General features: G+C 61.0%; 19 protein-coding genes, 1 tRNA gene and 1 riboswitch. Of the genes, 8 read left to right on the forward strand and 12 right to left on the reverse strand.

The features are described 5' to 3' along the window. Positions 1 to 22: 22 nt before the first annotated feature. Positions 23 to 685 (forward strand): sulfite oxidase-like oxidoreductase, encoded by a 663-nt coding sequence (locus tag RHEC894_RS17750; RefSeq protein WP_085738249.1) that lies wholly within the window; start codon positions 23 to 25, stop codon positions 683 to 685. An 8-nt stretch (positions 686 to 693) separates the two neighbouring features. Here RHEC894_RS17750 and RHEC894_RS17755 read toward each other — a convergent pair whose 3' ends face one another. The 3 genes from RHEC894_RS17755 to RHEC894_RS17765 form a co-directional block, all read right to left on the reverse strand. Beyond that, positions 694 to 1302 carry a hypothetical protein gene (locus RHEC894_RS17755; protein WP_085738250.1) on the reverse strand — a complete coding sequence of 203 codons (609 nt, stop codon included), beginning with the start codon at positions 1300 to 1302 and terminating at the stop codon, positions 694 to 696. A gap of 50 nt (positions 1303 to 1352) precedes the next feature. Continuing rightward, entirely contained in the window at positions 1353 to 2099 is a 747-nt protein-coding gene (locus RHEC894_RS17760) for a CbtA family protein (protein ID WP_085738251.1), read from the reverse strand. Positions 2100 to 2213: 114 nt separating this feature from the next. After that, a complete protein-coding gene (locus RHEC894_RS17765) occupies positions 2214 to 2423 on the reverse strand; it encodes a CbtB domain-containing protein (protein ID WP_085738252.1) in 210 nt (69 codons plus the stop codon). Beyond that, a riboswitch (adenosylcobalamin (AdoCbl) riboswitch) is annotated at positions 2422 to 2578 on the reverse strand. (Overlaps the previous gene by 2 nt.) A gap of 77 nt (positions 2579 to 2655) precedes the next feature. Between RHEC894_RS17765 and RHEC894_RS17770 the strand changes: the two genes are divergently transcribed. Both RHEC894_RS17770 and RHEC894_RS17775 read left to right on the forward strand, forming a co-directional pair. Continuing rightward, on the forward strand, positions 2656 to 3210 hold the full coding sequence (locus RHEC894_RS17770; protein WP_085738253.1) for a histidine phosphatase family protein: 555 nt from the start codon (positions 2656 to 2658) through the stop codon (positions 3208 to 3210). A gap of 461 nt (positions 3211 to 3671) precedes the next feature. Further along, a complete protein-coding gene (locus RHEC894_RS17775) occupies positions 3672 to 5243 on the forward strand; it encodes a bifunctional diguanylate cyclase/phosphodiesterase (RefSeq protein ID WP_085738254.1) in 1572 nt (523 codons plus the stop codon). Positions 5244 to 5252: 9 nt separating this feature from the next. On the opposite strand, the gene RHEC894_RS17780 is transcribed toward RHEC894_RS17775, so the two are convergent. Beyond that, on the reverse strand, positions 5253 to 6854 hold the full coding sequence (locus RHEC894_RS17780) for an inorganic phosphate transporter (protein ID WP_085738255.1): 1602 nt from the start codon (positions 6852 to 6854) through the stop codon (positions 5253 to 5255). Between the two features lie 282 nt (positions 6855 to 7136). Here RHEC894_RS17780 and RHEC894_RS17785 point away from each other — a divergent pair, with 282 nt between their 5' ends. Then, positions 7137 to 8315: an acetate/propionate family kinase gene (locus RHEC894_RS17785; RefSeq protein WP_085738256.1), complete on the forward strand. Its 1179-nt coding sequence runs from the start codon at positions 7137 to 7139 to the stop codon at positions 8313 to 8315. Between the two features lie 125 nt (positions 8316 to 8440). Here the strand turns inward: RHEC894_RS17785 and RHEC894_RS17790 are convergent, their stop codons facing one another. Continuing rightward, a complete protein-coding gene (locus RHEC894_RS17790) occupies positions 8441 to 9331 on the reverse strand; it encodes a helix-turn-helix domain-containing protein (protein WP_085738257.1) in 891 nt (296 codons plus the stop codon). Positions 9332 to 9448: 117 nt separating this feature from the next. On the opposite strand from RHEC894_RS17790, the gene pobA reads away from it, so the two are divergent. Both pobA and RHEC894_RS17800 read left to right on the forward strand, forming a co-directional pair. Continuing rightward, a complete protein-coding gene (gene pobA / locus RHEC894_RS17795; RefSeq protein ID WP_085738258.1) occupies positions 9449 to 10621 on the forward strand; it encodes a 4-hydroxybenzoate 3-monooxygenase in 1173 nt (390 codons plus the stop codon). Between the two features lie 314 nt (positions 10622 to 10935). Then, positions 10936 to 11784, forward strand: a complete 849-nt coding sequence (locus RHEC894_RS17800) for a VCBS domain-containing protein (protein WP_281069163.1) — start codon at positions 10936 to 10938, stop codon at positions 11782 to 11784. Between the two features lie 554 nt (positions 11785 to 12338). Here the strand turns inward: RHEC894_RS17800 and RHEC894_RS17805 are convergent. After that, a tRNA-Met gene (locus RHEC894_RS17805) sits at positions 12339 to 12415 on the reverse strand. A gap of 135 nt (positions 12416 to 12550) precedes the next feature. Then, the gene (mnmA, locus tag RHEC894_RS17810) at positions 12551 to 13750 is read right to left on the reverse strand and encodes a tRNA 2-thiouridine(34) synthase MnmA (RefSeq protein ID WP_085738260.1); all 1200 of its coding nucleotides are present in this window, start codon (positions 13748 to 13750) and stop codon (positions 12551 to 12553) included. Between the two features lie 263 nt (positions 13751 to 14013). Between mnmA and RHEC894_RS17815 the strand changes: the two genes are divergently transcribed. Both RHEC894_RS17815 and RHEC894_RS17820 read left to right on the forward strand, forming a co-directional pair. Further along, positions 14014 to 14970, forward strand: coding sequence for a DMT family transporter (locus RHEC894_RS17815; protein ID WP_010068890.1), 957 nt, complete (start codon positions 14014 to 14016; stop codon positions 14968 to 14970). Positions 14971 to 15146: 176 nt separating this feature from the next. Next, positions 15147 to 15413, forward strand: coding sequence for a hypothetical protein (locus tag RHEC894_RS17820; protein ID WP_085738261.1), 267 nt, complete (start codon positions 15147 to 15149; stop codon positions 15411 to 15413). A 77-nt stretch (positions 15414 to 15490) separates the two neighbouring features. Here RHEC894_RS17820 and serA read toward each other — a convergent pair whose 3' ends face one another. The 5 genes from serA to ftsH form a co-directional block, all read right to left on the reverse strand. After that, a complete protein-coding gene (serA, locus tag RHEC894_RS17825; protein WP_085738262.1) occupies positions 15491 to 17086 on the reverse strand; it encodes a phosphoglycerate dehydrogenase in 1596 nt (531 codons plus the stop codon). Between the two features lie 81 nt (positions 17087 to 17167). After that, positions 17168 to 18346 carry a phosphoserine transaminase gene (locus RHEC894_RS17830; RefSeq protein ID WP_085738263.1) on the reverse strand — a complete coding sequence of 393 codons (1179 nt, stop codon included), beginning with the start codon at positions 18344 to 18346 and terminating at the stop codon, positions 17168 to 17170. A 185-nt stretch (positions 18347 to 18531) separates the two neighbouring features. Then, positions 18532 to 19368: an outer membrane protein gene (locus RHEC894_RS17840; protein WP_085738265.1), complete on the reverse strand. Its 837-nt coding sequence runs from the start codon at positions 19366 to 19368 to the stop codon at positions 18532 to 18534. Positions 19369 to 19947: 579 nt separating this feature from the next. After that, a complete protein-coding gene (glmM, locus tag RHEC894_RS17845; RefSeq protein WP_085738266.1) occupies positions 19948 to 21300 on the reverse strand; it encodes a phosphoglucosamine mutase in 1353 nt (450 codons plus the stop codon). Positions 21301 to 21539: 239 nt separating this feature from the next. Continuing rightward, positions 21540 to 23471 (reverse strand): ATP-dependent zinc metalloprotease FtsH, encoded by a 1932-nt coding sequence (gene ftsH / locus RHEC894_RS17850; RefSeq protein ID WP_085738267.1) that lies wholly within the window; start codon positions 23469 to 23471, stop codon positions 21540 to 21542. Positions 23472 to 23538 lie beyond the last annotated feature (67 nt).

Below are 23538 nucleotides of genomic sequence, written 5' to 3' on the forward strand. Positions count from 1 at the left end.
TGCACCGCAAGGAGACCCGTCCATGAGCGACGACCAGACACCCGCCGACAGCAAGCTCACCAGCTCCAAGCGCCGCTGGGCGGCAGAGGGCAAGTTCCTGACCGGCCGCATCAGCCGTCCCGACGCCGAGCGCCTGCCGCCCGGCCAGCATCTCGTCAAGAACTGGCCGGTGCTCGATCTCGGCCAGCAGCCCGTCGTTTCCACCGAAAGCTGGCGGCTTGAGCTGCGCGGCCTGGTTGAAACCACTCTTACCCTCACCTGGGCCGATTTCCAGGCGATCGAGCAGAGCAGCAATATCAGCGATATTCACTGCGTCACCACCTGGTCGCGCTACGACAACAGATGGAAGGGCGTTTCGACGCGCGATCTACTCGACCGCGCCATGCCGAAACCAGAAGCAGCTTACGTCATGCTGACGAGCTATGACGGCTATACCACCAACCTGCCGCTTGCCGATTTTGCCGCCGAGGACGCCATTCTCGCGACATCATGGGAGGGCCTGCCGCTGACGGCGGATCACGGCGGCCCGATGCGCCTCGTCGTGCCGCATCTCTATTTCTGGAAAAGCGCCAAATGGCTGCGTCGCATCGAGCTGATGCCCGAAGATGTGGCCGGTTTTTGGGAAAAGAACGGCTACCACATGCTTGGCGATCCGTGGCGCGAGCAGCGTTATTCCGACGACTGAGCCTTAGGCTACAGGAAACGGCGAAGCGCCAGGATGGCAAGCCCCAACAAGGCGGCGAGCCCAGTCAGCGACGCCATGCTGGCGAAATGAAGCGGTATCCTGCTCCAGCGCGGCTTGATGATGTCGGCCGTGTTGAAAGCCTCGCCGCTGAACTGGCAGGTGACGAGCGCAAGACCGCGCCGCACCATGTCGACATCAATGGCGGAGATGATTTCTCCTGCGGCAGGCGCCTCCCGCGGCATCTCCCGCATCGCCATCAGCACCGCCTTCGTCGCCGCGAGATAGGCATGGGCGCATTCGTTGAACGGACTTTCCTCATCCGTCACGCTGCCGGGCACTCTGCCCCACAGGCAATAGGAATATTGGATTTCGGCATAGTTCAGGATGCGGCGGAATGGTTCGTTGGTATCGACTGCACGGGATGCGAGGTCGATGATCCCACGGCGATAGTCTGAAATCACCGCCATCTCGCCATGGGAAATTTCCGGAACATCGAGACCGGTAGCATTGCCGCCGGCACTGCGGCTATGCGCAAAGCAGTTTCCGGCGATCATAAAAAGGCAGGCGATGACGGCAAATGTCGTCGGCAAAAATAGCCCGGTTCTCTCGCGTCTCATGATCGCCCTGAAAGTTCGGGGCGCAGACCAGGCTGCGCCCTTGGATGCATTCAGCGAAATGCCCTCGCCGGCCGTCCGCGCTGCCCACCCTTGACGGCGAACTGCCTTTCGGCCAGCGCTCCGAAGGCAAGGCCGAGCGCTGCCCAGAGGATCGCGTGCATGGCGAGCGTTGTCGTGCGGAACCGCCAAAGCACCAGCGCCGAGAAATTCTCCGGCACCTCGTTGATCGGCGGCAAGAGATAGAGAACGAGGCCGATGAAGATGAGATAGGCAACACCGGCGATGATCGCGCCGTTCCAGAGACCGAAACGTTCTGAAAGACGGCGCGACAGCGCAACCGCGGCGATCAGCGCGGCAAGCGAGACGACGATCATCAGGAAGAATAGCTCGGTCCTGACGCCGATCGTGTCGGGATTGCCGACCGCCGGCGGGTTGGCCGGATACTTGATGCCGGGAACGAGCACGATCGCCACGAAGGCGGCGACGGCGATGACGACCGAGGTGCCGCGCGGCGAAAGGCTGCTGAGGCGGCCATGCACGAAAGCGAAGGCAAGCGAAAAAAGCCCGCCGACGGCGATGCTGTAAGCCATGACGCCGATGAAGAGGCCGGGACCGGCCTGCGTGGCCCGGCTGACGATCTCAGGTTCGGCGGCTTCGCCGGCCGCCTGGGCGCTCGCCTCCTCGAAGGCGATCGCCGCATCGACGAGCGGTTCGCCGAAGGTATGGGCAAAGGCAAAAACGAGAATGCCAGCAATCACGCCCGCGAGCATGCCGCGAAGCAGAAGATTTCCAACCATGTCAGTATTCCCCTAAGCATGTCGCGCAAAACTATGCAGCGGTTTTACGATAACGACATGCGTAAAACAAAGACCTAAAGCGCGAGAAGCAAATCTGAAAGATCGCGATGCGCTTTAGTGGCAGGGAAAGCCGAGGAGATGACGGGCGTCATGCACGAATTCGTGCACATACATGCCGTTGAACAACGCCATCGCGCCTTCCTCGGTGCCGACGAAATAGAGAACGATGAGCATCAGCAGACCGCCGAAGATCGCCCAGGGCAGGATATCTCCGAGCGGGATTGGCGCCGGTGCCGCGACGGGCGTGAAAGTGGTGTCAGACATGTATTCCTCCGGAATGACGCGTTCAGTCGAAAGAGTGTTTGTGCGGTAAGGTCTGACTTCCAGCACGAAGAGCTTTCGACACGCTGGTCACAGTGGCGCGACCGCGCCGGATTTCCACCGGCTTCCAAACCCGCAACAGCACGGTTATATCTGCTCGCCGAAGAAACTGTCAACGACACTTCGCGAAGCCGGCAAAGGCTGTCCCCACCGCTATCCGGAGATCGGAACGACCGTGAACACGCGCCTCACCTGGATCTGCCACGGCGCAACGGCGGCAAGCCGCAAGGGCCTGTTCCCGCTCGACGAACCGCTGGAAGAAAAGGCCATGGCGGAAGCAGGCAGGATGGCCGCCCCTCCCCGCGCCGATCGTATCGTCATGAGCCCCGCTTTGCGCGCCCGCCAGACCACGGAAGCGCTCCGCCTCGAAGCCCGGATAGATCAGGCGCTTTGCGATTGCGACCACGGCCGCTGGGCCGGCAGATCGATCACAACGATTGAGGCCGAAGAGCCGGAGGGCCTCATGGCGTGGATGAGCGATCCGGAAGCTGCCCCGCACGGCGGCGAGAGCATTGCCGATCTGCGCACGCGCATCGCAGGCTGGATGGATGAGCAATCTACACTCGGCGGCCATGTCGTGGCCGTTACCCATGCATCCGTCATAAGAGCAGCCATCGCGCATGTGCTTCACGCACCGCTTTCCTCCTTCTGGCTCGTCGACGTCGAGCCACTCGCCGTCATTCGCATGACCAGCAACGGGCGGCGCTGGTCGTTGCGCCTTCAGCATTAGAGATGCCTCATACGATCCAGCCTTACGCAAGCAAATCGCGTCATCTCTATTGAACCGGGTTTGACCGGGACTACTTCCTTGTCCCAAGGAGATGGAAGACATGGCATATGATTGGAGTGGGGAACGTACGCGGCGCCTGCGTTTGATGCGGGTTGCGACGTTCACCCTAATTCTGGTCGGTCTGGTCGTCAGCGTCCCGCTGCTGATCGTCACCGCCTGAAAAGCGAGACAGGGCGAGCGATGCAACAGCACGCTCGCCCTCGTTCTTCCCGAGCCCTCACCTTCGCCATTGCACCCGAAAGATCCTTGATCTCCCGAAAAAGCCGACGAACGGCCGCAGCAAGGCTGCCATCCCGATGGCGCCGCAACAGGCCGCCCCTCCAACAATTTGCCCCCTGAGTTCAACGAACATTTCAGATTTTCGTGATAATTCCGCGCAGGGTGGAGATGGAGAAGGCGATATGCCGGCGTTTTTCCAAAGCAGGGCCGGACGGCAATGTGTGTCGATTGTGGTGTTCGGAGTAACCCTCTGGCTCCTCGGCGCGCTGTTGCACTTCGACGACGGCCTCGTCACCTTCATGATCGGTTTCAGTGAGTACGGCGCCGACAAGCTCGTCCTGGCCCTCGGCGTCGCCGGCGCCATGAGTTTCATCTATTCGGTGCTGCGCATCGCCGACCTGCGCAAGGAAATGGACCTGCGCGACGCCGCTCAGGCGAAGGCCGATTGGACCGCGACCCACGACCATCTGACCAAACTGCCGAACCGCTACGCCTTCGAGCGCAAGCTCCTCTCGCGGCCGATCCTGGATGAGGAAGCCGAGATCGAGAATTGGGCTCGCAACGTTACTATCTTTTCCGTCGACCTCGACGGTTTCAAGAAAGTCAACGATCTCGTTGGCCACAAGGGCGGCGATGGCCTGCTGATCGAGGTCGCAAAACGTATCTGCGCGCTCGGCAATGCCGATTGCGTCTATCGCTTCGGCGGTGACGAATTCATCATCGTCGCCTTCGGCCTGACCGCACAGCGCGAAGAGCATTTTGCCAAGCTTTTGATCCAGGCCGTCACCCGGCCGATCCTTATCGACGGCTTTGCTGTCGAAGTCGGCGCCAGCGTCGGCTACGACCGCTGGGCCGAGGGAGCCGAGCCGCTTGAGGATGCCGCTCACCGCGCCGACCTTGCCATGTACGAGGCGAAATCGCGCGGGCCCAATCACTCTCTCGTCTTCGAAGCCTCGATGCAGGACAAGGTGACGGAACGCGCCGCGCTGGAAACCAGCCTGCGCGCGGCAATCTCCAAGAAGGCGATCAAACCCTTCTATCAGCCGCTGATCGACCTGAAGACCGGCCAGCTCTGCGGCTTCGAAGCCTTGGCGCGCTGGATCGGCGACGACGGCGTCAACATCCCGCCGCCCGTCTTCATCGACATTGCCGAAGAAACCGGCATGATCACCGCCCTCTTCGAGGATCTGCTTGCCCAGGCCTGCAGCGACGCGCTCGGCTGGCCGGAGCACGTAACTCTGTCCTTCAATGTCTCGCCGGTGCAGATGGAAGACAGGCTGCTCGCCTCCCGTATCCTCAAAGTGCTCTCGGCGAGCCGGCTGCCGCCGCAGCGCCTGGAAGTCGAGATCACCGAAAATGCACTGATCCAGGATCCGGCCGTCGCCGCCGTCGTCCTCGACGAGCTGCATGCCGCCGGCATCCAGATCGCGCTCGACGATTTCGGTACGGGCTATTCGAGTCTTGCCCAGCTCGCGCGTTATCGTTTCGACAAGATCAAGATCGACAAAAGTTTCGTCGCCACCTATCGCGACGACGAAAGGCAGGAAAAGATCGTCCGCGCCATGCTCGGCCTCGGCAGGAGCCTCAACATCAAGACGACTGCCGAAGGCGTCGAGGAGCACGGCCAACTCGCCTTCCTGCTGCAGCTCGGCTGCGATATCGGCCAGGGTTATCTTTTCGGCAAGGCGATGCCCGCCGCCGAGGCGAGCATCTTCATCAGCGATCGCAATGCCAGTCTGGCCTCAACGGCCTGATACTCGTTTTTAGAATAGCTGGCGCAGGATCACGAAGAGCACGAAGGCGATCGCGATCGAAGCCGGCAGCGTCAGCACCCAGGCCATCAGCATGTTGCGCACGGTCGACCATTGCAGGCCGGAACCGTTCGCCGCCATGGTGCCGGCGACGCCTGACGACAGCACATGCGTGGTCGAGACCGGCAGGCCGAGATGATCGGCCGAGGCGATTGTTACCATCGCCACGACTTCGGCTGCCGCGCCCTGCCCGTAGGTCAGATGCGTCTTGCCGATCTTTTCGCCGACGGTGACGACGATGCGCTTCCAGCCCACCATCGTGCCGAGGCCGAGCGCGATCGCGACCGCCACCTTCACCCAGAGCGGGATGAACTTCGTCGCGTTGTCGACCGCCTTGTGGTAGTTCGTCACCGCCGTCAAATCGCCGGCGTCCATCGGCAGCAGCTTCTGCTTGTCGATCAGCTTCAGCGCCTCGCCGATCAGATAGATGTCATTGCGGACGTTGCCCACGAGGTTGGTCGGCACCGCTTCGAGTGTCGGGAAGCCGGCGACTTCGGCGCTCGTCTGATGGATATATTGCTGCAGGGCCGGTGTCGCCGCATCCGTCCAGCTCTTGTTCTTGACGGCGTTGCTGACCTCGGCCTTGTAGTCGGTGACGGTCACGCCGGGCTTCACATATTTGCCGAGCGCGGTCTCCACCTGGGCCGAGGCCGCCTTGTAGGCTTCGAGATAGTTGACGTCGGGCGTGCGGTTCAGCGCGAAGGCGGTCGGCACCAGGCCGATCAGGATGAGCATGATGAGGCCCATGCCCTTCTGGCCGTCGTTGGAGCCGTGGGCGAAGCTGACGCCGGTGCAGGTGAAGATCAGGATCGCGCGGATCCAGAGCGGCGGCGGCTGGTTGCCCTTCGGCTCGTCATAGAGCGCCTTGCTGCGGATCAGAACCTTCATGACCAGCAGAAGAACGGCCGAAAGACCGAAACCGATCAGCGGCGAGATCAGCAGCGACAGGCCGATATTGGTCGCCTGCGACCAGTCGACGCCGCTCGTGGCGGTTCCCGCCGGCGCCAGGAACTGGTTCGCGAGACCGACGCCGATGATCGATCCCACCAGCGTATGTGAGCTCGACGACGGCAGGCCGAGATACCAGGTGCCGAGGTTCCAGACGATCGCCGCGATCAGCAGCGCAAAGACCATGGCAAGGCCGGAACCGGAGCCGACCTGCAGGATCAGCTCCACCGGCAGCAGCGCCAGAATGCCGAAGGCAACGGCGCCGCTTGAGGTCAGCACCCCGAGAAAGTTGAAGAAGCCCGACCAGATGACGGCGAATTCCGCCGGCATGGAACGAGTGTAGATGACGGTGGCGACGGCATTGGCCGTATCGTGGAAACCGTTGACGAACTCGAAGCCGAGCGCGATCAGCAGCGCAAGACCTAAGAGAATCCAGGGAACGGCAGCGGCTGTTGTCAGGTCGCGTCCGAGCGCATAGGCGACATATCCAAGGCCACAGACCAGAACGAGCGCGAAGAGCGGCAAGAACCATTTGCCGGCAGAATTCGAACTGTGGAGCGGGTGGGACGTATCGCTATGAACCTGGCTGGGGGCAATATCGGCCATGGCATAGTTCCTTATTCCGTTTTGCAAATTTGCCTTTTGTTAATAATTCCGCCGCGTGAAGCTCTCATGACGCCTGTCCGGTCCGCCCGGTAAGGCACTGACATCCGATGACATTGGTCATCGCCGGCTGCGCATCCCGGGAAGATGCCGCGTCGCAACTCCAGCCGAACAAAATGATAGGATATGCAGGGAGAATATGCGCGGGACGAATGGATGCCTTTCCCTCCGCGACCCCGACACTAAATTCAACCATCTCACATGCGCGCGGAGCCCCCGAAGATCATGTCATCGACCGACCTTCTCCTGACCTTCAACGCCGGCTCCTCGACCGTCAAGATCGGTATCTTCGCCATGGATGGCGACGAAGCGCGGCGCATCGGCAAGGGTGTGATCGATTTCCGCGCCGAACCGCTCTCGCTCGGTTTGCGGCGAGGGTCGCAGATATTCGACGTGCCGTTGAAGGCCAAGGTGACGGAAGACCTACGCGACGTCATCAATGAGACTTTCGCGCTTCTCGCCGGTCATTTCGACGTTGCTGCCCTCCGTGCCGCCGGCCACCGCGTCGTCCATGGCGGCGACCGTTTCACCAGCGCGATCCTCCTCGACGACGCCGCAATCGATGCCGTCGATGCGCTGACGCCGCTCGCGCCCCTGCATCAGCCGCAGGCGCTGCGTTTCATCCGCGCGCTGCGGCATCTGAAACCGCATCTTGCCCAGACGGCCTCCTTCGACACGGCCTTCCATGCAACGCAGGACGATCTCGTCCGCCGCTTCGCCATTCCCCGCGCGCTGCATGACGACGGCATCAAGCGCTACGGCTTCCATGGCCTTTCCTATAAATTCATCGCCGCTGAGCTTGCCCGCAAAGCGCCACGCGCGGCAAAGGCGGTGGTTGCCCATCTCGGCAGCGGCGCCAGCCTCTGTGCACTCGGTCAAGGCCTCAGCCGCGATTGCAGCATGGGCTTTTCGACCCTCGAAGGCATCCCGATGGCGACGCGCCCGGGCGCGCTCGATCCCGGCGTCATTCTGCATCTGGCGGGAGAGAGGAAACAATCCTTCGGCGAAATCGAAGACCTGCTCTATCACCGCTCCGGCTTGCTCGGCATTTCCGGCATCAGCGCCGATACACGCGACCTTTTGCGGGATGCGCGGCCGGAGGCGCGCCAGGCGATCGACCTCTTCACCCTGCGCATCGCCGGCGAAATCGGCCGCATGGCAGCAACGCTCGGCGGCCTTGACGCCGTCGTCTTTACAGCCGGTATCGGCGAGCATCAGCCGGAGATCCGTGCCGGCGTGGCCAAGCGGCTCTCCTGGCTTGGCCTTGAGATCGACGAAAAAGCCAATGCCGCCAATGAGTTCACAATCAGCAAAAGGGAAAGCCGCATCGCCGCCCATGTCATCGCCACCGATGAGGAGCAGATCATCGCCGACGAGGCGCTGTCCCTTCTTGGCAATGGCTGATCCAGAACCGGTGGAAAGGCATGCCTCGACCGCGGCCCCGCCAGACAGCGAACTCACCCTTAGCAACCCTGCTGGCGGCCGCAGCACTGTAACTTTAGAATCATGAAGCGGGTGAATGCCCGCACCTATGCGCGCTCGAGCCGCAACTTCTCCTTCACGCGCCAGACCCGCGGCGTTTCACCCGTATATTTGAGGAAGAAGCGCGAGAAATAGGCAGGATCGGCAAAGCCGAGCCGAAATCCGATCTCCTGAACGCTGCCGAGGGTAAAAACGAGCTGGCGCTTCGCCTCTTCGATGAGTTTGCCGGCAATCAGCTCGTGCGGCGTGCTGCCGGTCATCGACCGGACGATGCGGGTGAGATGTGTCGGCGAAACCCCAAGCTCGCCGGCGTAGAAGGAAGCGGGCTTGTGCGATCGGAAATGCTGTTGAAGAAGCTCGTTCAGCATATCCATACGCCGCTCGTTCTCGTTCGACGGAAACTCGTAACTGTTTCCCTCATGCGAAATCCTCGCCGTCAGCCGTAACGCCAGAGCAACATAAGCGCCGAGCATTTCGTTGCGGCCGCTGCGGCGATTTTCGAATTCGTCGCCGAGCCGTCGCAACGTCTGCATGACATAGGCAGCCTCGGCATTTTCAGGATCGAGCGGCGTCAGATGCGGCACAGCCAGCCATTCGCCGAGTTGGCTACGGTCGCCGAGCGGCTGGCTGAGATGCGATCTCAACAAGGTTATGACAAGGCCGTCGATATCGCGTGAAAAACGAAAGCCGTGATTGAGCCCAGAAGGCACCGTGATGATGGCCGGCGGGCGGATGACATGACTCTTGTCGCCGAAGATCGCATCGCCCGAACCGCCTTCGATGTACAATATCTGAAAGAAATTCTCATGGCGATGCAGGCGAATCTCCCAGTGGTGCAGGCTGCTGCGGGAACGAACTGTTTCGCAATGCAGCCAGAAATCCGGCTCTCTCCCGGTATTTTCGCCATAGAGCTCGTAGGTTGGTACATGTCTGCGCATGGGGCCCCTCCTGCACCAATGTTCGATTAGTGCAATTTTTAGGCCGGGATGTCCATTGTTGCGACAGGGAGCCCACGGCAGAATCTGACAAAACGCAAAATGTCAGGGAGGACGCAGTTGCGAACCCAGGTCGCCATCATCGGTTCGGGACCATCCGGCCTACTGCTCGGTCAGCTTCTGACCGAAGCGGGCATCGACAACGTCATTCTCGATCGCGTCGACAAGGATTACATTCTCGGCCGGGTGCGCGCCGGCGTTCTGGAGGAAGGCACCGTCGCACTGCTGGATCAGGCCAAGGCGGGAGCGAGACTGCATGCCGAAGGCCTGCCGCACGACGGCTTTTCGCTGGCCTTCGACGGACGCGACCATCGCATCGATCTGCATGAGCTGACCGGCGGCAGGCGTGTTACCGTTTACGGCCAGACCGAGATGACGCGCGATCTGATGGAGCGGCGCGAAGCAAGCGGCGCCCTATCGATTTACGATGCCGCCGGTGTCATGCCGCATGATTTCGATGGGCATTCTCCTTTCGTCACTTATACGAAAGACGGCGTCACCAAGCGCATCGATTGCGACTTCATCGCCGGCTGCGACGGATTTCATGGCGTGAGCCGCAAGGCCGTTCCCGAACAGGCGATCAGGCATTTCGAGAAGATCTATCCCTTCGGCTGGCTGGGTCTGCTTGCCGACGTGGCGCCGGTCAGCCATGAACTGATCTACGCCAACCATCCAAGGGGCTTTGCGCTCTGTTCGATGCGCTCGACCACGCGCAGCCGCTATTACATCCAATGCGCGCTCGATCAAAAGGTCGAGGCTTGGAGCGACGACCGCTTCTGGGACGAGCTGAGGCGGCGCCTGCCGGCGCATCACGCCGAGGCATTGGTGACCGCGCCGTCCTTCGAGAAATCGATCGCTCCGCTACGCTCGTTCGTCGCCGAGCCCATGCGTTTCGGCCGGCTTTTCCTGGTCGGCGACGCCGCCCATATCGTGCCGCCCACGGGCGCCAAGGGCTTGAACCTTGCGGCCAGCGACGTCCATTATCTGTTCTCCGGGCTCATCGAGCATTACCGCGAAGGCTCGGATCGCGGCATCGATGCCTATTCGCAGACCGCACTCGCCCGGGTGTGGAAGGCCGTGCGGTTTTCCTGGTGGATGACGACGATGATGCACCGCTTTCCCGATACGGGTGATTTCGACCAGAAGATCCAGGAGGCGGAACTCGACTATCTCACTCATTCCCGAGCGGCTTCGGCGGCGCTCGCGGAGAACTATGTGGGCTTGCCGTTCTGATACCCGGATCTGAGGCTGAAGTGCATTAAGTCGACCATAGAAACGGTCGCCGATCGTTCCGATCTCGACGCAAATCATAATTGCCTGGTCATGGATTACGGCCGAAAACGGCGCTGGAAGAAGCCTACGCCATGTTCCCGCGCCTGCCGGTCATGATCATGATGCCTGGAACGCTCTGCCGTGATCGACGGGACGGCAGCAGCACAAGCAGAGCATAGACGCTTGGATCGCAAGCAGGTTCGGCGTCATTAATTCGAAGCTTCGTCAATTTCCGTTGCCAAATTACCCGATAAGATTGCATATTCGAAACGAAAATCACACGGGAGGTAGAAATGGCAAATCACAAGCCAGTCGCAGGCGACGTATACTTGCCTGTTTTCAACATCGACAACGCGATTACCGGCGACATTCTCGAAAATACCAGTTCCACGGATGTCGATGGAGATACGGTACGCCTCAATTTCGTCAACGGACAACGCATTCCGCAACCGGCCAATGGGTCCCCTGCCACGAGCACGGCAATCCAGGGAGAATACGGCACACTCACCGTTTATTCCGATGGCAGCTACACCTATGCGCTCGATCACTCCAAGCCGGAGGTCGCAGCGCTCGGACCGGGGGATGCACTCGTGGAAAAGTTCACCTTCAAGATATCAGACGGCAAAGGCGCCACCGACGTCGGCGCGCTCAGCATCGCAATTGACTTGCCGGAACGTGGCGATGTGTTCGTCAACTTCGAAGATGTCGGCCATAGCGACTTCCCCACAGGCTACAAAGGCTTCGATTGGGGCGCTTGGCGGGACGGAGACGATGCGACGGTGCGGCAGGAGGCCGACGGCAACCACTATCTGGGAGGCGGCGTGTTCTGGACACCCATCTATTCAGCGGATGGCGGCCCATTCCAGATCAAGCAATTCGAAGTTGCCAACGGAACGTCGAACTATGACAACGTTCTGACGATCGAAGGCCAGCTGAACGGCAATGTCGTCTTCTCCACAACAGTGACCATCACCGCCGACAGCATCCACAATCCCCAACTGATCGATCTCAGCGCCTACGGCCCGATCGACTATCTCCTGCTCGATAGCGAACCGATCATCACCGAAGACAGCGGCCCCGATTATTTCGGCGCGCAATACGACAATTTTCATTTCCTCGTTTGACCGAAGGGGGAAAGGGCGTCGTATCGCCGAAAGCTCTGCATCTTTCCCGAGCGCACGATCGGCAGCTTCTATCGGGTACCAATTTCTTGCGATAGCTGAGCGACCTCAGCCCTGCTAATATAGGATCATCCGTGGGGGGCACGGATCATGCTGGGATGGAGGAAATGATGGAGTCGGTCGGGATCAGGTTAGCGGCGGTCATGTTCTCGCTGGCCGTATGGGCTATTATCATCGCCGCCGCATCCCATCTTTGGGCGATGAGGATACCCGTATTGCTTTTGGCTCTCTACAGATAACCCTCTTATCGGCTTTAATGCATGCCGCCCGGAAGGGTATGGCGGTTCCGGGATGGCGACACGCATAAAACCGAAGAGCTAAAGCGCGCCGCATGAATCCAGTTCCATGCGACGCGCCTTAGCGAAAATCCGGCAGATCAGAGCTGAACTGTTTTGTGCCCTCGTCGCCGCGTTTGGCGCGCGACCAATGTGCTATGGCGGGCGCCGGCACCGGCTCAAAACCGAGCCGCAAAATCGCTAATTCTACCTTGGAAGAAGTGGTAGCGGAGGAGGGATTTGAACCCCCGACACAAGGATTATGATTCCTCTGCTCTGACCTACTGAGCTACTCCGCCACTGGTCAAACGATGCCTGCTCGCGAAGCGTGCCAGCCCGTGGGATGAGCGGCTTATAAGGTGCGCCTCGGCTTTGTGTCAAGCGCATGATGGAGAAAAACGCTGGGCTTTGATGCCCGCCCTCTCCTGTTGATTTCAGGCGGCGACCGGGCTGGACAAAAGCGCCTTCAGCGAGGCCTCGGCCGAAGGTTCGCGCTCGGAGCGCTCGATGAAACCGCCGCCGAAGACCCGGGCGTCGTCGCCGGGTGCCGAATAAAGCGCGCAAGCCTGACCGGGCGCAATACCTGCCTCGCCGACCGTCAGGTCGACATAGGTGCCGTTGGCATCGACATGCAATACGGCCGGCGCCGGCGCGCGTGTCGAGCGGACCTTGGCGTAGCAGGCAAAACCTTTGCCGGAGGCAGCATCCGCAAGCGTCTCGTCGCCCAGCCAGTTGACGTCGCGCAGGTAGACGCGGTGCGTCTCCAGTGCTTCCTTCGGGCCGACGATGACGCGGCGCGAGCGGGCGTCGAGAAAGACGACGTAGAGCGGTTCACCGGTGGCGATACCGATGCCGCGGCGCTGGCCGATGGTGAAGTGCAGGATGCCTTCATGGGTGCCGAGCACGCGGCCATCGAGATGGACGATCTCACCGGCAAGCGCCGCATTCGGCTTCAGCTTGGTGATGATGTCGGAATATTTGCCCTGCGGCACGAAGCAGATGTCCTGGCTGTCGGCCTTTTTGGCGACGACGAGGCCCATCTCTTCTGCAAGCCTGCGCGTCTCGGCCTTCGGCAGGCCGCCCAGGGGGAAACGAAGATAGTCGATCTGTTCCTGCGTCGTGGCGAAGAGGAAATAGCTCTGGTCACGGTCGGCATCGGCCGGCCGGAAAAGCGCCCGGCGGCCGGGCTTATCAGCCAAAGGGTTCGGCCGCGAGCGGATATAATGGCCGGTCGCCAGCGCATCGGCGCCGAGCTCCTTGGCAGTCGCCAGCAGATCGGCAAACTTGACGGTCTGATTGCAGGAAACGCAGGGGATCGGCGTTTCGCCGGCCACATAGCTTTCGGCGAAGGGATTGATCACCGTCTCGCGAAAGCGCTTTTCGTAATCGAGCACGTAATGCGGAATGCCGAGCGTCTCGCAGACACGGCGCGCATCGTCGATATCCTGGCCCGCGCAGCAGGAACCGGCGCGGTGAACGGCGGCCCCATGATCGTAAAGCTGCAGCGTGATGCCGAGCACATCATAACCCTGCTGTTTGAGAAGGCCGGCAACGACGGATGAATCGACGCCGCCCGACATGGCGACGACGACACGGGTCTCTTCCGGCTTCTTGTCAAAATCCAGTGTGTTCAACGATAGTGCCAATTCTGCGCTGTTTCGATCCGCCGTTCTGACTTCGGAATGTGGCGGATTTCCTACATTTCCGGCGGGATCGGCCGCCAGCTTTCATGGGCGACGGATATAGAAATTATTACGCCCGCGCGCAAGTGCCGGCGTTTAGGCTGAGTCGCCGGCGTCACACGCCGCTCATGCATTGCAGCTATTCGCAATCGGTCTTTGCCAGCCCGAATTTCGTTGCGTAGATGAAACGACCCACATTTAGAAGATTCGAATAAATGACAACCGCCTCAACCACGCTTCGCGGCGTCCTTGTCGCATTTGTTGGCTATGCCGTCTTTGCCTTCAGCGATGCGTCCATCAAAGCCCTGCACGGCGCCGTTCCCTCCTTCCAGATCGCCTTTACCGGCGCAGTGCTCAGCCTGTCGGCCCTCCCATTCATCAAGGGGCCGGGCGATTCATGGCTCGACATATTCGCAACGACGAACCGGCCGCTCTGGATGGCGCGATTTGCCGCCGGCGCGACCGGATCGATCGCTTCCATCATAGCCTTCACCAAGCTGCCGATGGCCGAGGCCTTCTGCCTGCTGTTCCTGCTGCCGTCGGTCGTCACCATCCTCTCGGTGATTTTCCTGAAGGAGGATGTGCGCTGGCAGCGCTGGGCCGCCGTCATCGTCGGCTTCCTTGGCGTGCTGGTCGTTCTCCGGCCGGGCTTCCGCGAACTGTCCGCCGGCCATCTGGCTGCAACCATCGGCGCGGTCTCCGCCGCCGTCGCGATCGTCATCCTGCGCGCGCTCGGCCCGGCAGAGAAGCGCCTGTCGCTCTATGGCGCTTCGCTGCTCGGCACGCTTATCGTCAGCGGCGTTCTCATGCTCTCCGAAATCGTCGTGCCGAGCCCCCAGCAATGGATCTTTATTGCAGGCTACGGATTGCTTGGCGCCGCGGGAAACGTGATGCTGATGACAGCAGCGCGGCTCGCCCCGGCAACGCTCGTAGCGACACCGCAATACAGCCAGATGATCTGGGCCATCGGCTTCGGCTACCTCTTCTTCAACGATCACGTCGACCTGCCGATGGCTCTCGGCATCGTGCTCATCATCTGCTCCGGTCTGCTGACGCTGATCCGCGAGCGTAAGCGCCACGTGCCCCTGCCCGCAGCCGTCACCTCCGGCGACGCGCAATCGCCGCTTGCCACGACGCCGGCCGAAGGCGATGCGCAGGCACCCGCGCGATAGGCTTATTCTGCCTCCGCACCTCGATTGCGCCTGTGGTTCCGTTCGTCGATCGGTTTCCCGATGCCGCCCTGGGATTAATCCGATCTTACTAAAATAATTGATGTGCCATGGAACGATCCCTTCGATCATGCGTTGCAGGGACAGAAATGCCGCAATCGATTGCTGAGGAGGGTTACATGGGCAGGTTCGGCGCGACGACGGAGTACAGCAGGATCAAACATTGGATCGAAGAGCGGGGCGGCCATCCCGCCCGCATCAAGAACGCGAGCGACAGTGAAACTGTCCGCGTCGACTTCTCTCCGGAAACGCAGGAGGATATTTCCTGGGACGAATTCTTCCAGGGCCTCGACGGCAGCAGGCTCGCCTTCCTTCACCGCACGAAGGCTGAGGACGATAGAGCCCGTTTCGGCAAGCTCGTCCGCCGGAAACGCTTGCCTCACTGAAATTCATTCGTTCCTGACGCAGAAAACCCGGCGCCGTTTCCCGCGCCGGGTTTTCAATATTTCCTTGGGAGGGAAACTCAGTCGATATTGAAGGTCAGCAGCTTTGCCTGGCGGATCGCCTGATGCGCTGTCAGCTGTGCAAGCACGCCGTCATCCACCTCGCCGTCGACATAGAGCAGCGCGATGGCGTCGCCGCCCTGCTTGTCACGGCCGAGCTGGAAATTGGCGATGTTGACGCCCGCAGTACCAAGCGTCGTACCGATGAAGCCGATCATGCCGGGAACGTCGGTATTGGTGATGTAGATCATGTGCGAGCCGACATCGGCATCGAGATTGATGCCCTTGATCTGGATGAAGCGCGGCTTGCCATCCGAAAACACCGTGCCGGCAACCGAGCGCGTCATGGTTTCCGTCGTCACCGTCAGCTTGATATAGCCGTCGAACACGCCTGTCTTGTCGCGCTTGACCTCGGAAAGTACGATACCCTTTTCCTTGATCATGATCGGCGCCGAAACCATGTTGACGTCGGCGACCTGCGGGCGGATGAGGCCGGCGAGCACCGCACTCGTCAGCGCCCGTGTGTTCATGTTGGCAGTGATACCGTCATAGAGGATTTCGATTTCCTTGATCGGCTCCTCGGTGACCTGGCCGACGAAGGCACCGAGAACGTCGGCAAGACGGATGAAGGGCTTCAGGATCGGAGCTTCTTCCGCGGTGATCGACGGCATGTTGATGGCGTTGGAGACGGCACCCTTGACGAGGTAATCCGCCATCTGTTCTGCGACCTGCAGGGCGACATTTTCCTGCGCCTCAGTCGTCGAGGCGCCGAGATGCGGGGTGCAGACGACGTTCGGCAGGCCGAAGAGCGGGCTCTCCTTGGCCGGCTCGACTTCGAAGACGTCGAAGGCGGCACCGGCGACATGGCCGGACTTGATGGCTTCGGCAAGGGCTGCTTCGTCGACCAGGCCGCCGCGGGCGCAGTTGATGATGCGAACGCCGGGCTTGGTCTTTGCCAGCGCTTCCTTGTTGAGGATGCCACGCGTCTTGTCGGTCATCGGCACGTGCAGGGTGATGAAATCGGCTCGGGCGAAAAGCTCGTCCAGCTCGACCTTGGTGACGCCCATCTCCTCGGCGCGCTCCTTGGAGAGGAACGGATCGTAGGCGACGACATGCATCTTGAGGCCGATGGCGCGGGCGCAGACGATCGAGCCGATATTGCCGGCGCCGATGACACCGAGCGTCTTGCCGGTGATCTCGACGCCCATGAATTTCGACTTCTCCCACTTGCCGGCCTGCGTCGAGGTATCGGCTGCCGGAAGCTGGCGGGCGACGGCGAACATCAGCGCGATCGCGTGTTCGGCGGTGGTGATCGAGTTGCCGAAGGGCGTGTTCATGACGATGATGCCGCGGCGCGAAGCGGCCGGAATATCGACATTGTCGACGCCGATACCGGCGCGGCCGACGACCTTGAGGTTCGTCGCCCCTTGGATGATCTTTTCCGTCACCTTGGTGGCGGAGCGGATGGCGAGACCGTCATATTTGCCGATGACGTCGAGCAGACGGTCCTTGTCCTTGCCGAGCTGCGGTTCGAAATCGACTTCGACGCCGCGGTCGCGGAAGATCTGGACGGCGGTTTCCGACAATTCGTCGGATACGAGAACGCGAGGTGCCATTGTGGCCTCCTTCAAAAGTGTTCAGCGATGAATGAATGGAGATGCGGGCTCCGCCCTGTGGCGGAGCCGGATGCGATCACGTCAGGCGGCGGCCTGAGCGAGCTGCGCCTTCTGTGTTTCGAAGGCCCAGGAAAGCCAGGGCATCAGCTTCTGCATGTCGGATGCCTCGATCGTGGCGCCGGCCCAGATACGCAGGCCGGACGGCGCGTCGCGGTAATGGCCGACATCATAGGCGACGCCTTCCTTTTCCAGCAGGCCGACCAGGCCTTTGGCGAAAGCCGCCTGGCCGTCGTCGTCGAGCGCCGTGATGTCCTTGTCGACGATCTTCAGGCAGACGGAGGTGTTGGAGGCCGTTTCCGCCTTGACGGCGAGATTGGCGATCCAGTCGTTGGCCGCGACGAAGTCGTGGATGACCTTGGCATTGGCGTCGGCGCGGGCAATCAGCGCCTTGAGGCCGCCGAGGCCCTTGGCCCAGACAAGTGCATCGATATAGTCTTCGACGCAGAGCATCGACGGCGTGTTGATCGTCTCGCCCTGGAAGATGCCTTCCGTCAGCTTGCCGCCCGAGGTCATGCGGAAGATCTTCGGCAGCGGCCAGGCTGGCGTGTAGGTGGTGAGACGCTCGACAGCACGCGGCGAGAGAATGATGACGCCATGCGCGCCCTCGCCGCCCAGAACCTTCTGCCAGGAGAAGGTGACGACATCGAGCTTGGCGAAATCGAGTTCCTGCGCGAAAGCGGCCGAGGTGGCGTCGCAGATCGTCAGGCCCTTGCGGTCGGCCGGAATGAAATCGGCGTTCGGCACGCGCACGCCTGATGTGGTGCCGTTCCAGGTGAAGACGACATCGCGGTCGAAATCGACAGCGGAGAGATCGGGAAGCTCGCCGTAACCGGCTTCGAGCTTGCGCACATCCTTGAGCTTCAGCTGCTTGACGACGTCGGTGACCCAGCCGGCGCCGAAGCTTTCCCAGGCGAGCATATCGACGCCGCGTTCGCCGAGCAGCGACCAGAGCGCCATTTCGACGGCGCCGGTATCGGAGGCCGGAACGATGCCGATGCGGTAATCCGCCGGCACGTCGAGAATTTCACGGGTAAGGTCGATGGCCTGCTTGAGCTTGGTTTTGCCGACCTTCGCACGATGCGAACGGCCAAGGGCCGCGTCGGAAAGAGCTTCGAGCGACCAACCGGGGCGCTTCGAGCAAGGGCCAGAAGAAAAATGAGTATTCTGCGGACGGATGTCCGGCTTTGCGGTCTTCGCCATGATGCTATCCTCTCAGATAGAAAGCCCTTCGTTGGGGAAGGGTGTCCCGCCGCCGTGTGTATGGATAGCAGGCGTCATAGTCAAGATCGAAGTGTCGCAGAGGGAGGATATTTTGACGCAGGTGAACTTGACGGAACAAAAAGCCGCCCGGTTCGGGGCGGCTCTCGGATGCAAGGGAATGAAAATTACTTGTAAACCGGCTGCTGCAGCGGAATTTCCGGCGGCGGTTCGTAGCTCGCCTGGGCGCAGCCACCAAACAGATAGCGGGCGCCGACGCGGGCTTCGTGGACGTTGAGACCCTTGTCGCGGCCAGGGCCGCCATTTTCGGCATAACCGAACATGTTGCCGCCATCGATATGCAGATAGCGGTAGCCGACATCGGCCTTGACGTTGCAGGTCACGTCGATCGAGGCGCCGGCCATGAGAGCGTAGGTGAAGCGCCAGTTACCCTTGCCGCCATGGTTGACCTCGTCGTCGCAGAAGCTGCCGTCATCGGCGCAGGCAACGTTGCGCAGGTTCTTCCACTTGACGTAGGAGCCGCCGATACCGGCGCCGACATAAGGCGTCACGTAGCCGTAGGTGCCGAGATCGACATAGGCATTGGCGAGCAGCGTGTAGGCGGTCAGCGAAGAGCGGTCGCTCGAGGTGCAATCCACCAGCGGGAAGCCGCACTGCCCAGATGTCGAGCCCTTGAAATCAGCCTGCGTGAGATAGTCGAGAGTCAGATCGGTGCGTAGATAGCTGTTGATCTGATAACCGACACCGCCGCCGACGGTCCATGCGTCGTCGAGATCAGCGTCGTCGAAATTGACTTCCGTGGCGTTGCTGCCCTGGAAATAGCGCGCGCCGCGCAGATCGGTAAAGGCATAGCCGACATCGCCGCGCAGGTACCAGCCGGTCGCTTCCGTGACCGTTACCTCGGGCGGCTGCTCCGGGATAGGCTCGGCAGGGGCGAGATCCGCGGAATAGGCGTTTGTCGCAATCAACAATGCGGCGAAGATGCCGGACAAGCTTCTTTTCATGGATCCCACTCCAAAATCCGGTTGCGTCGGCAGGCGCAAGTCGCTGCCAATCTGATACGCTTCGAATGGATAATGAATTGGAAACGTTAAAAGCTGCTTAACCACGCTTATTTACCGTAGATCTTGAAGCTTCCGGTAGAGGAAATAGGAATTACCGCGGTAAAAGTCTTTGAAGCAACGACCGGACGAGGCGATTTGGTTTTGCTTGCGCAAGGGGTGATAAATTGGCGAGGACGCCTGCCTGACCCACCCTCACCTGTGCTCGTCACAGGAATCCAGTGCGCTGAAGTCCTTGAGCGCGGGAAACTCTTCGGCGTTACATCGGTCATTCACCGCGCCGACGCGCGGTGGCTGGATTCCTGTGACGAGCACAGGAGAGGGAGGATAGATTGATACTTGCACTGGATTTTCTGCTGTGGAGCTTAGCGTCGACCGAAGCTTCAGCACGCCCATCAGCCACACAGCAAGCCAATTAGCACTCATCCTGGAGATGCCCCGAAGGCGTCTCCAAGGACGGGGGGGCGGAGAGAGGCCCGCCCATCCCCCAAGCCCCGCTAAGCCTGATCTGTCCTCAAGGAATCAAGCGGCGGTCCGGACGTTTGAGATCGTGCCGATCAGCTCGTTGACGATACGCTCGATCTGGGCGCGATCGTCCCCTTCGGCCATGACGCGGATTAGCGGCTCGGTGCCCGAAGGGCGAATGACGAGACGGCCGCTCCTGGCGAGTTCGGCTTCGGCATCGGCGATCGCCTTCTGCACCTGGATATCCTCCAGCGGCTTGCCGCCACTGATGCGGACATTGCGCAGGAGCTGCGGCACCGGCTCGAAGCGACGGCAGACTTCGCTGACCGTCCGCCCAGTGCGCTTCACCGCGGCAAGGATCTGCAGCGCCGCGACCAGACCGTCGCCGGTCGTGCCGTAATCCGAGAGCACGATATGGCCGGACTGCTCGCCACCGACATTGTAATTGTGCTGGCGCATATGCTCGACGACGTAGCGGTCACCGACTTTGGTGCGGGCAAGCGCCATGCCGCGCTCGTCGAGGAAACGCTCGAGGCCGAGATTGGACATGACAGTGGCAACAATGCCGTTGCCGCGCAACTGCTGGCTTTCGGCCCAGCTTTCGGCGATGACGGCCATCAGTTGGTCGCCGTCGACGATCGAGCCGTTTTCGTCGATAATGATCACACGGTCCGCATCGCCATCGAGCGCGATGCCGATATCGGCGCGCACCTCGTCGACCTTCTTCTGCAGCGCGACGGGGCTGGTGGAGCCGCAATTGAGATTGATGTTGGTGCCGTTCGGCTCGTTGCCGATCGTCACGACATCGGCGCCAAGCTCCCAGAGCACGGCGGGCGCCACCTTGTAGGCAGCACCATTGGCGCAGTCGATCGCGATCCTCAGTCCCTGGAGCGTCACATCGCGCGGCAGCGTGCGCTTGGCATGTTCGATATAGCGGTCATGCACACCGTCGACGCGCTTGGCGCGGCCGATGTCATCGGATTTGGCGAGCTGCGCGTTCAGGTCCTTGTCGAGCAGGTCCTCGATCTCGGCTTCGAGCTCGTCTGAAAGCTTGTAGCCGTCGGGACCGAAGAGCTTGATGCCGTTATCCTCGTAAGGATTGTGCGACGCCGAGATCATCACGCCGATATCGCAGCGCAGCGAGCGCGTCAGCATGGCAACGGCCGGTGTCGGGATCGGGCCGAGAATGAAGGCATCGAGGCCGGCGGCAGTGAAGCCCGCCACCATGGCGTTTTCGAGCATGTAACCGGAAAGGCGCGTATCCTTGCCGATAACGACGCGATGGCGATGATTGCCGCGGCGGAAGATCGTGCCGGCGGCAATGCCGACTCGCATCGCGAGATCCGGGGTCATCGGGAAGACGTTGGATTGACCGCGAATACCGTCGGTTCCGAAATAGCGTCTTTTCATCTGCACTCCTGCGCTTTCCGCGCGCCATTCAGGGCAGCGCCTCTTCCAAGCAAATCCGGCTTCAATGGAATGTCGTCCATCCCGCGTGATTCATGCTTGCCTCATTTCAGCGGAATGCCACAAAATGTGGCTATCGGCACGTAAATTAGCGAGAAAAATGAATATATCCCGTTACCAATGAAAAAAGGCCGGATCTCCCGCAACGGAAATCCGGCCTGTTTTCGAGATGTGCCAGTTGCTCAATGCGGCTGCGGTTCGAGACCGGCTTCGGGCTCGTCACCCTTCGTAGCAGGACGCGCGCCGGCCTTCGGCACGGCCGAACCACGGCTCGGCGGCGAATCGTCACCGAGATCGCGCGACGGCTTCTCGCCACGGATCAGCGCCTTGATCTCCTCGCCGGTCAGGGTCTCGTATTCGAGCAGGCCTTCGGCAAGAGCGACGAATTCGTCGTGCTTTTCCGTCAGGATCGTGCGGGCCTGTGTATAGGCTTCGTCGATCAGGCGGCGCACTTCATTGTCGATCTTCTGCGCGGTCGCTTCCGAAACATTCTTCGACTGCGAAACCGAGTGGCCGAGGAAGACTTCCTGCTGGTTCTCGCCATAGGCGACCTGCCCGAGCTGATCGGAGAAGCCCCATTGCGTGACCATGGCACGGGCAAGCTTGGTCGCCTGCTCGATGTCGGAGGAAGCGCCCGAGGTGATGTTTTCCTTGCCGAAGGTGAGTTCTTCGGCAACACGACCGCCCATCATGATGCAGAGGCGTGAAACCATCCACTTGTAGCTCATCGAGTAGCGGTCGCCCTCGGGAAGCTGCATGACCATGCCGAGCGCACGGCCGCGCGGAATGATCGTCGCCTTGTGCAGCGGATCGGCGACGGCGACATTCAGCGCGGTAATAGCGTGACCAGCCTCATGGTAAGCGGTGAGCTTCTTTTCCGCCTCGGTCATGGCCGAGGAACGACGCTCGGCGCCCATCATGATCTTGTCCTTGGCGTCTTCGAATTCCTGCATGGTGACGACGCGCTTGTTGCGGCGGGCAGCCATGAGGGCGGCTTCGTTGACGAGGTTCATCAAGTCGGCACCGGAGAAACCGGGCGTGCCGCGGGCAAGAACCTTGAGATCGACATTCGGCGCCAGCGGAACGTTGCGGGCATGCACCTTGAGGATGCGCTCGCGGCCGACGATATCGGGGTTTGGCACCACGACCTGACGGTCGAAACGGCCGGGACGCAGCAGCGCCGGGTCGAGGACGTCGGGGCGGTTGGTGGCCGCAATCAGGATCACGCCCTCGTTCGCCTCGAAACCATCCATCTCGACCAGCAACTGGTTCAGCGTCTGCTCGCGTTCGTCATTACCGCCGCCGAGACCGGCGCCGCGATGACGGCCGACGGCATCGATTTCGTCGATGAAGATAATGCAGGGCGCATTCTTCTTCGCCTGCTCGAACATATCGCGCACGCGGCTGGCGCCGACACCGACGAACATTTCGACGAAGTCGGAACCGGAAATGGTGAAGAAGGGCACGTTGGCTTCGCCGGCAACCGAGCGGGCGAGCAGCGTCTTACCGGTGCCCGGAGGACCGACAAGCAGCACGCCGCGCGGGATTTTGCCGCCGAGACGCTGGAACTTCTGCGGATCCCGCAGGAATTCGACGATTTCCTCGAGATCCTGCTTGGCCTCGTCGACACCGGCGACGTCTTCGAAGGTGACACGGCCATGCGCTTCGGTGAGCAGCTTGGCCTTCGACTTGCCGAAGCCCATCGCGCCGCGTGAGCCACCCTGCATTTGCCGCATGAAGAACAGCCAGACGCCGAGGATCAGCAACATCGGCAGCAGCGTTCCGAGGTAGCTCAGAAAGCCGGAGGACCCATCGGTCTCCGGACGCGCGGTGACAGCAACGTTTTTGGCCTGCAGGCGGTCGAGCAAGCTGTCGTCGATGACGGGTGAATAGGTCTGGAAATTATTGTTATTTTCCAGATACGTTCCGCTCAGCCGATTACCGGTGACCACGACATCCTTCACACGGCCCGCATCGACCTCACGCAGAAACTGCGAATAAGGGATTTCGCGGGAGCCTGTCTGCGCCGGCGCCGTCTGGAACATACTGAAAAGGGCGATCAGCAGAAGCGCTATGATCGCCCACAAGGCGAAGTTACGTAAGTTAGGGTTCATTGAACTCCCCAGCACTGGAACAGCCGCCTCATGGCGACCGTCTTATTCGTTTCTAACATAGGGTTGC

This window comes from Rhizobium sp. CIAT894, assembly GCF_000172795.2.
In the GTDB taxonomy this organism is placed as follows: Bacteria; Pseudomonadota; Alphaproteobacteria; order Rhizobiales; family Rhizobiaceae; genus Rhizobium.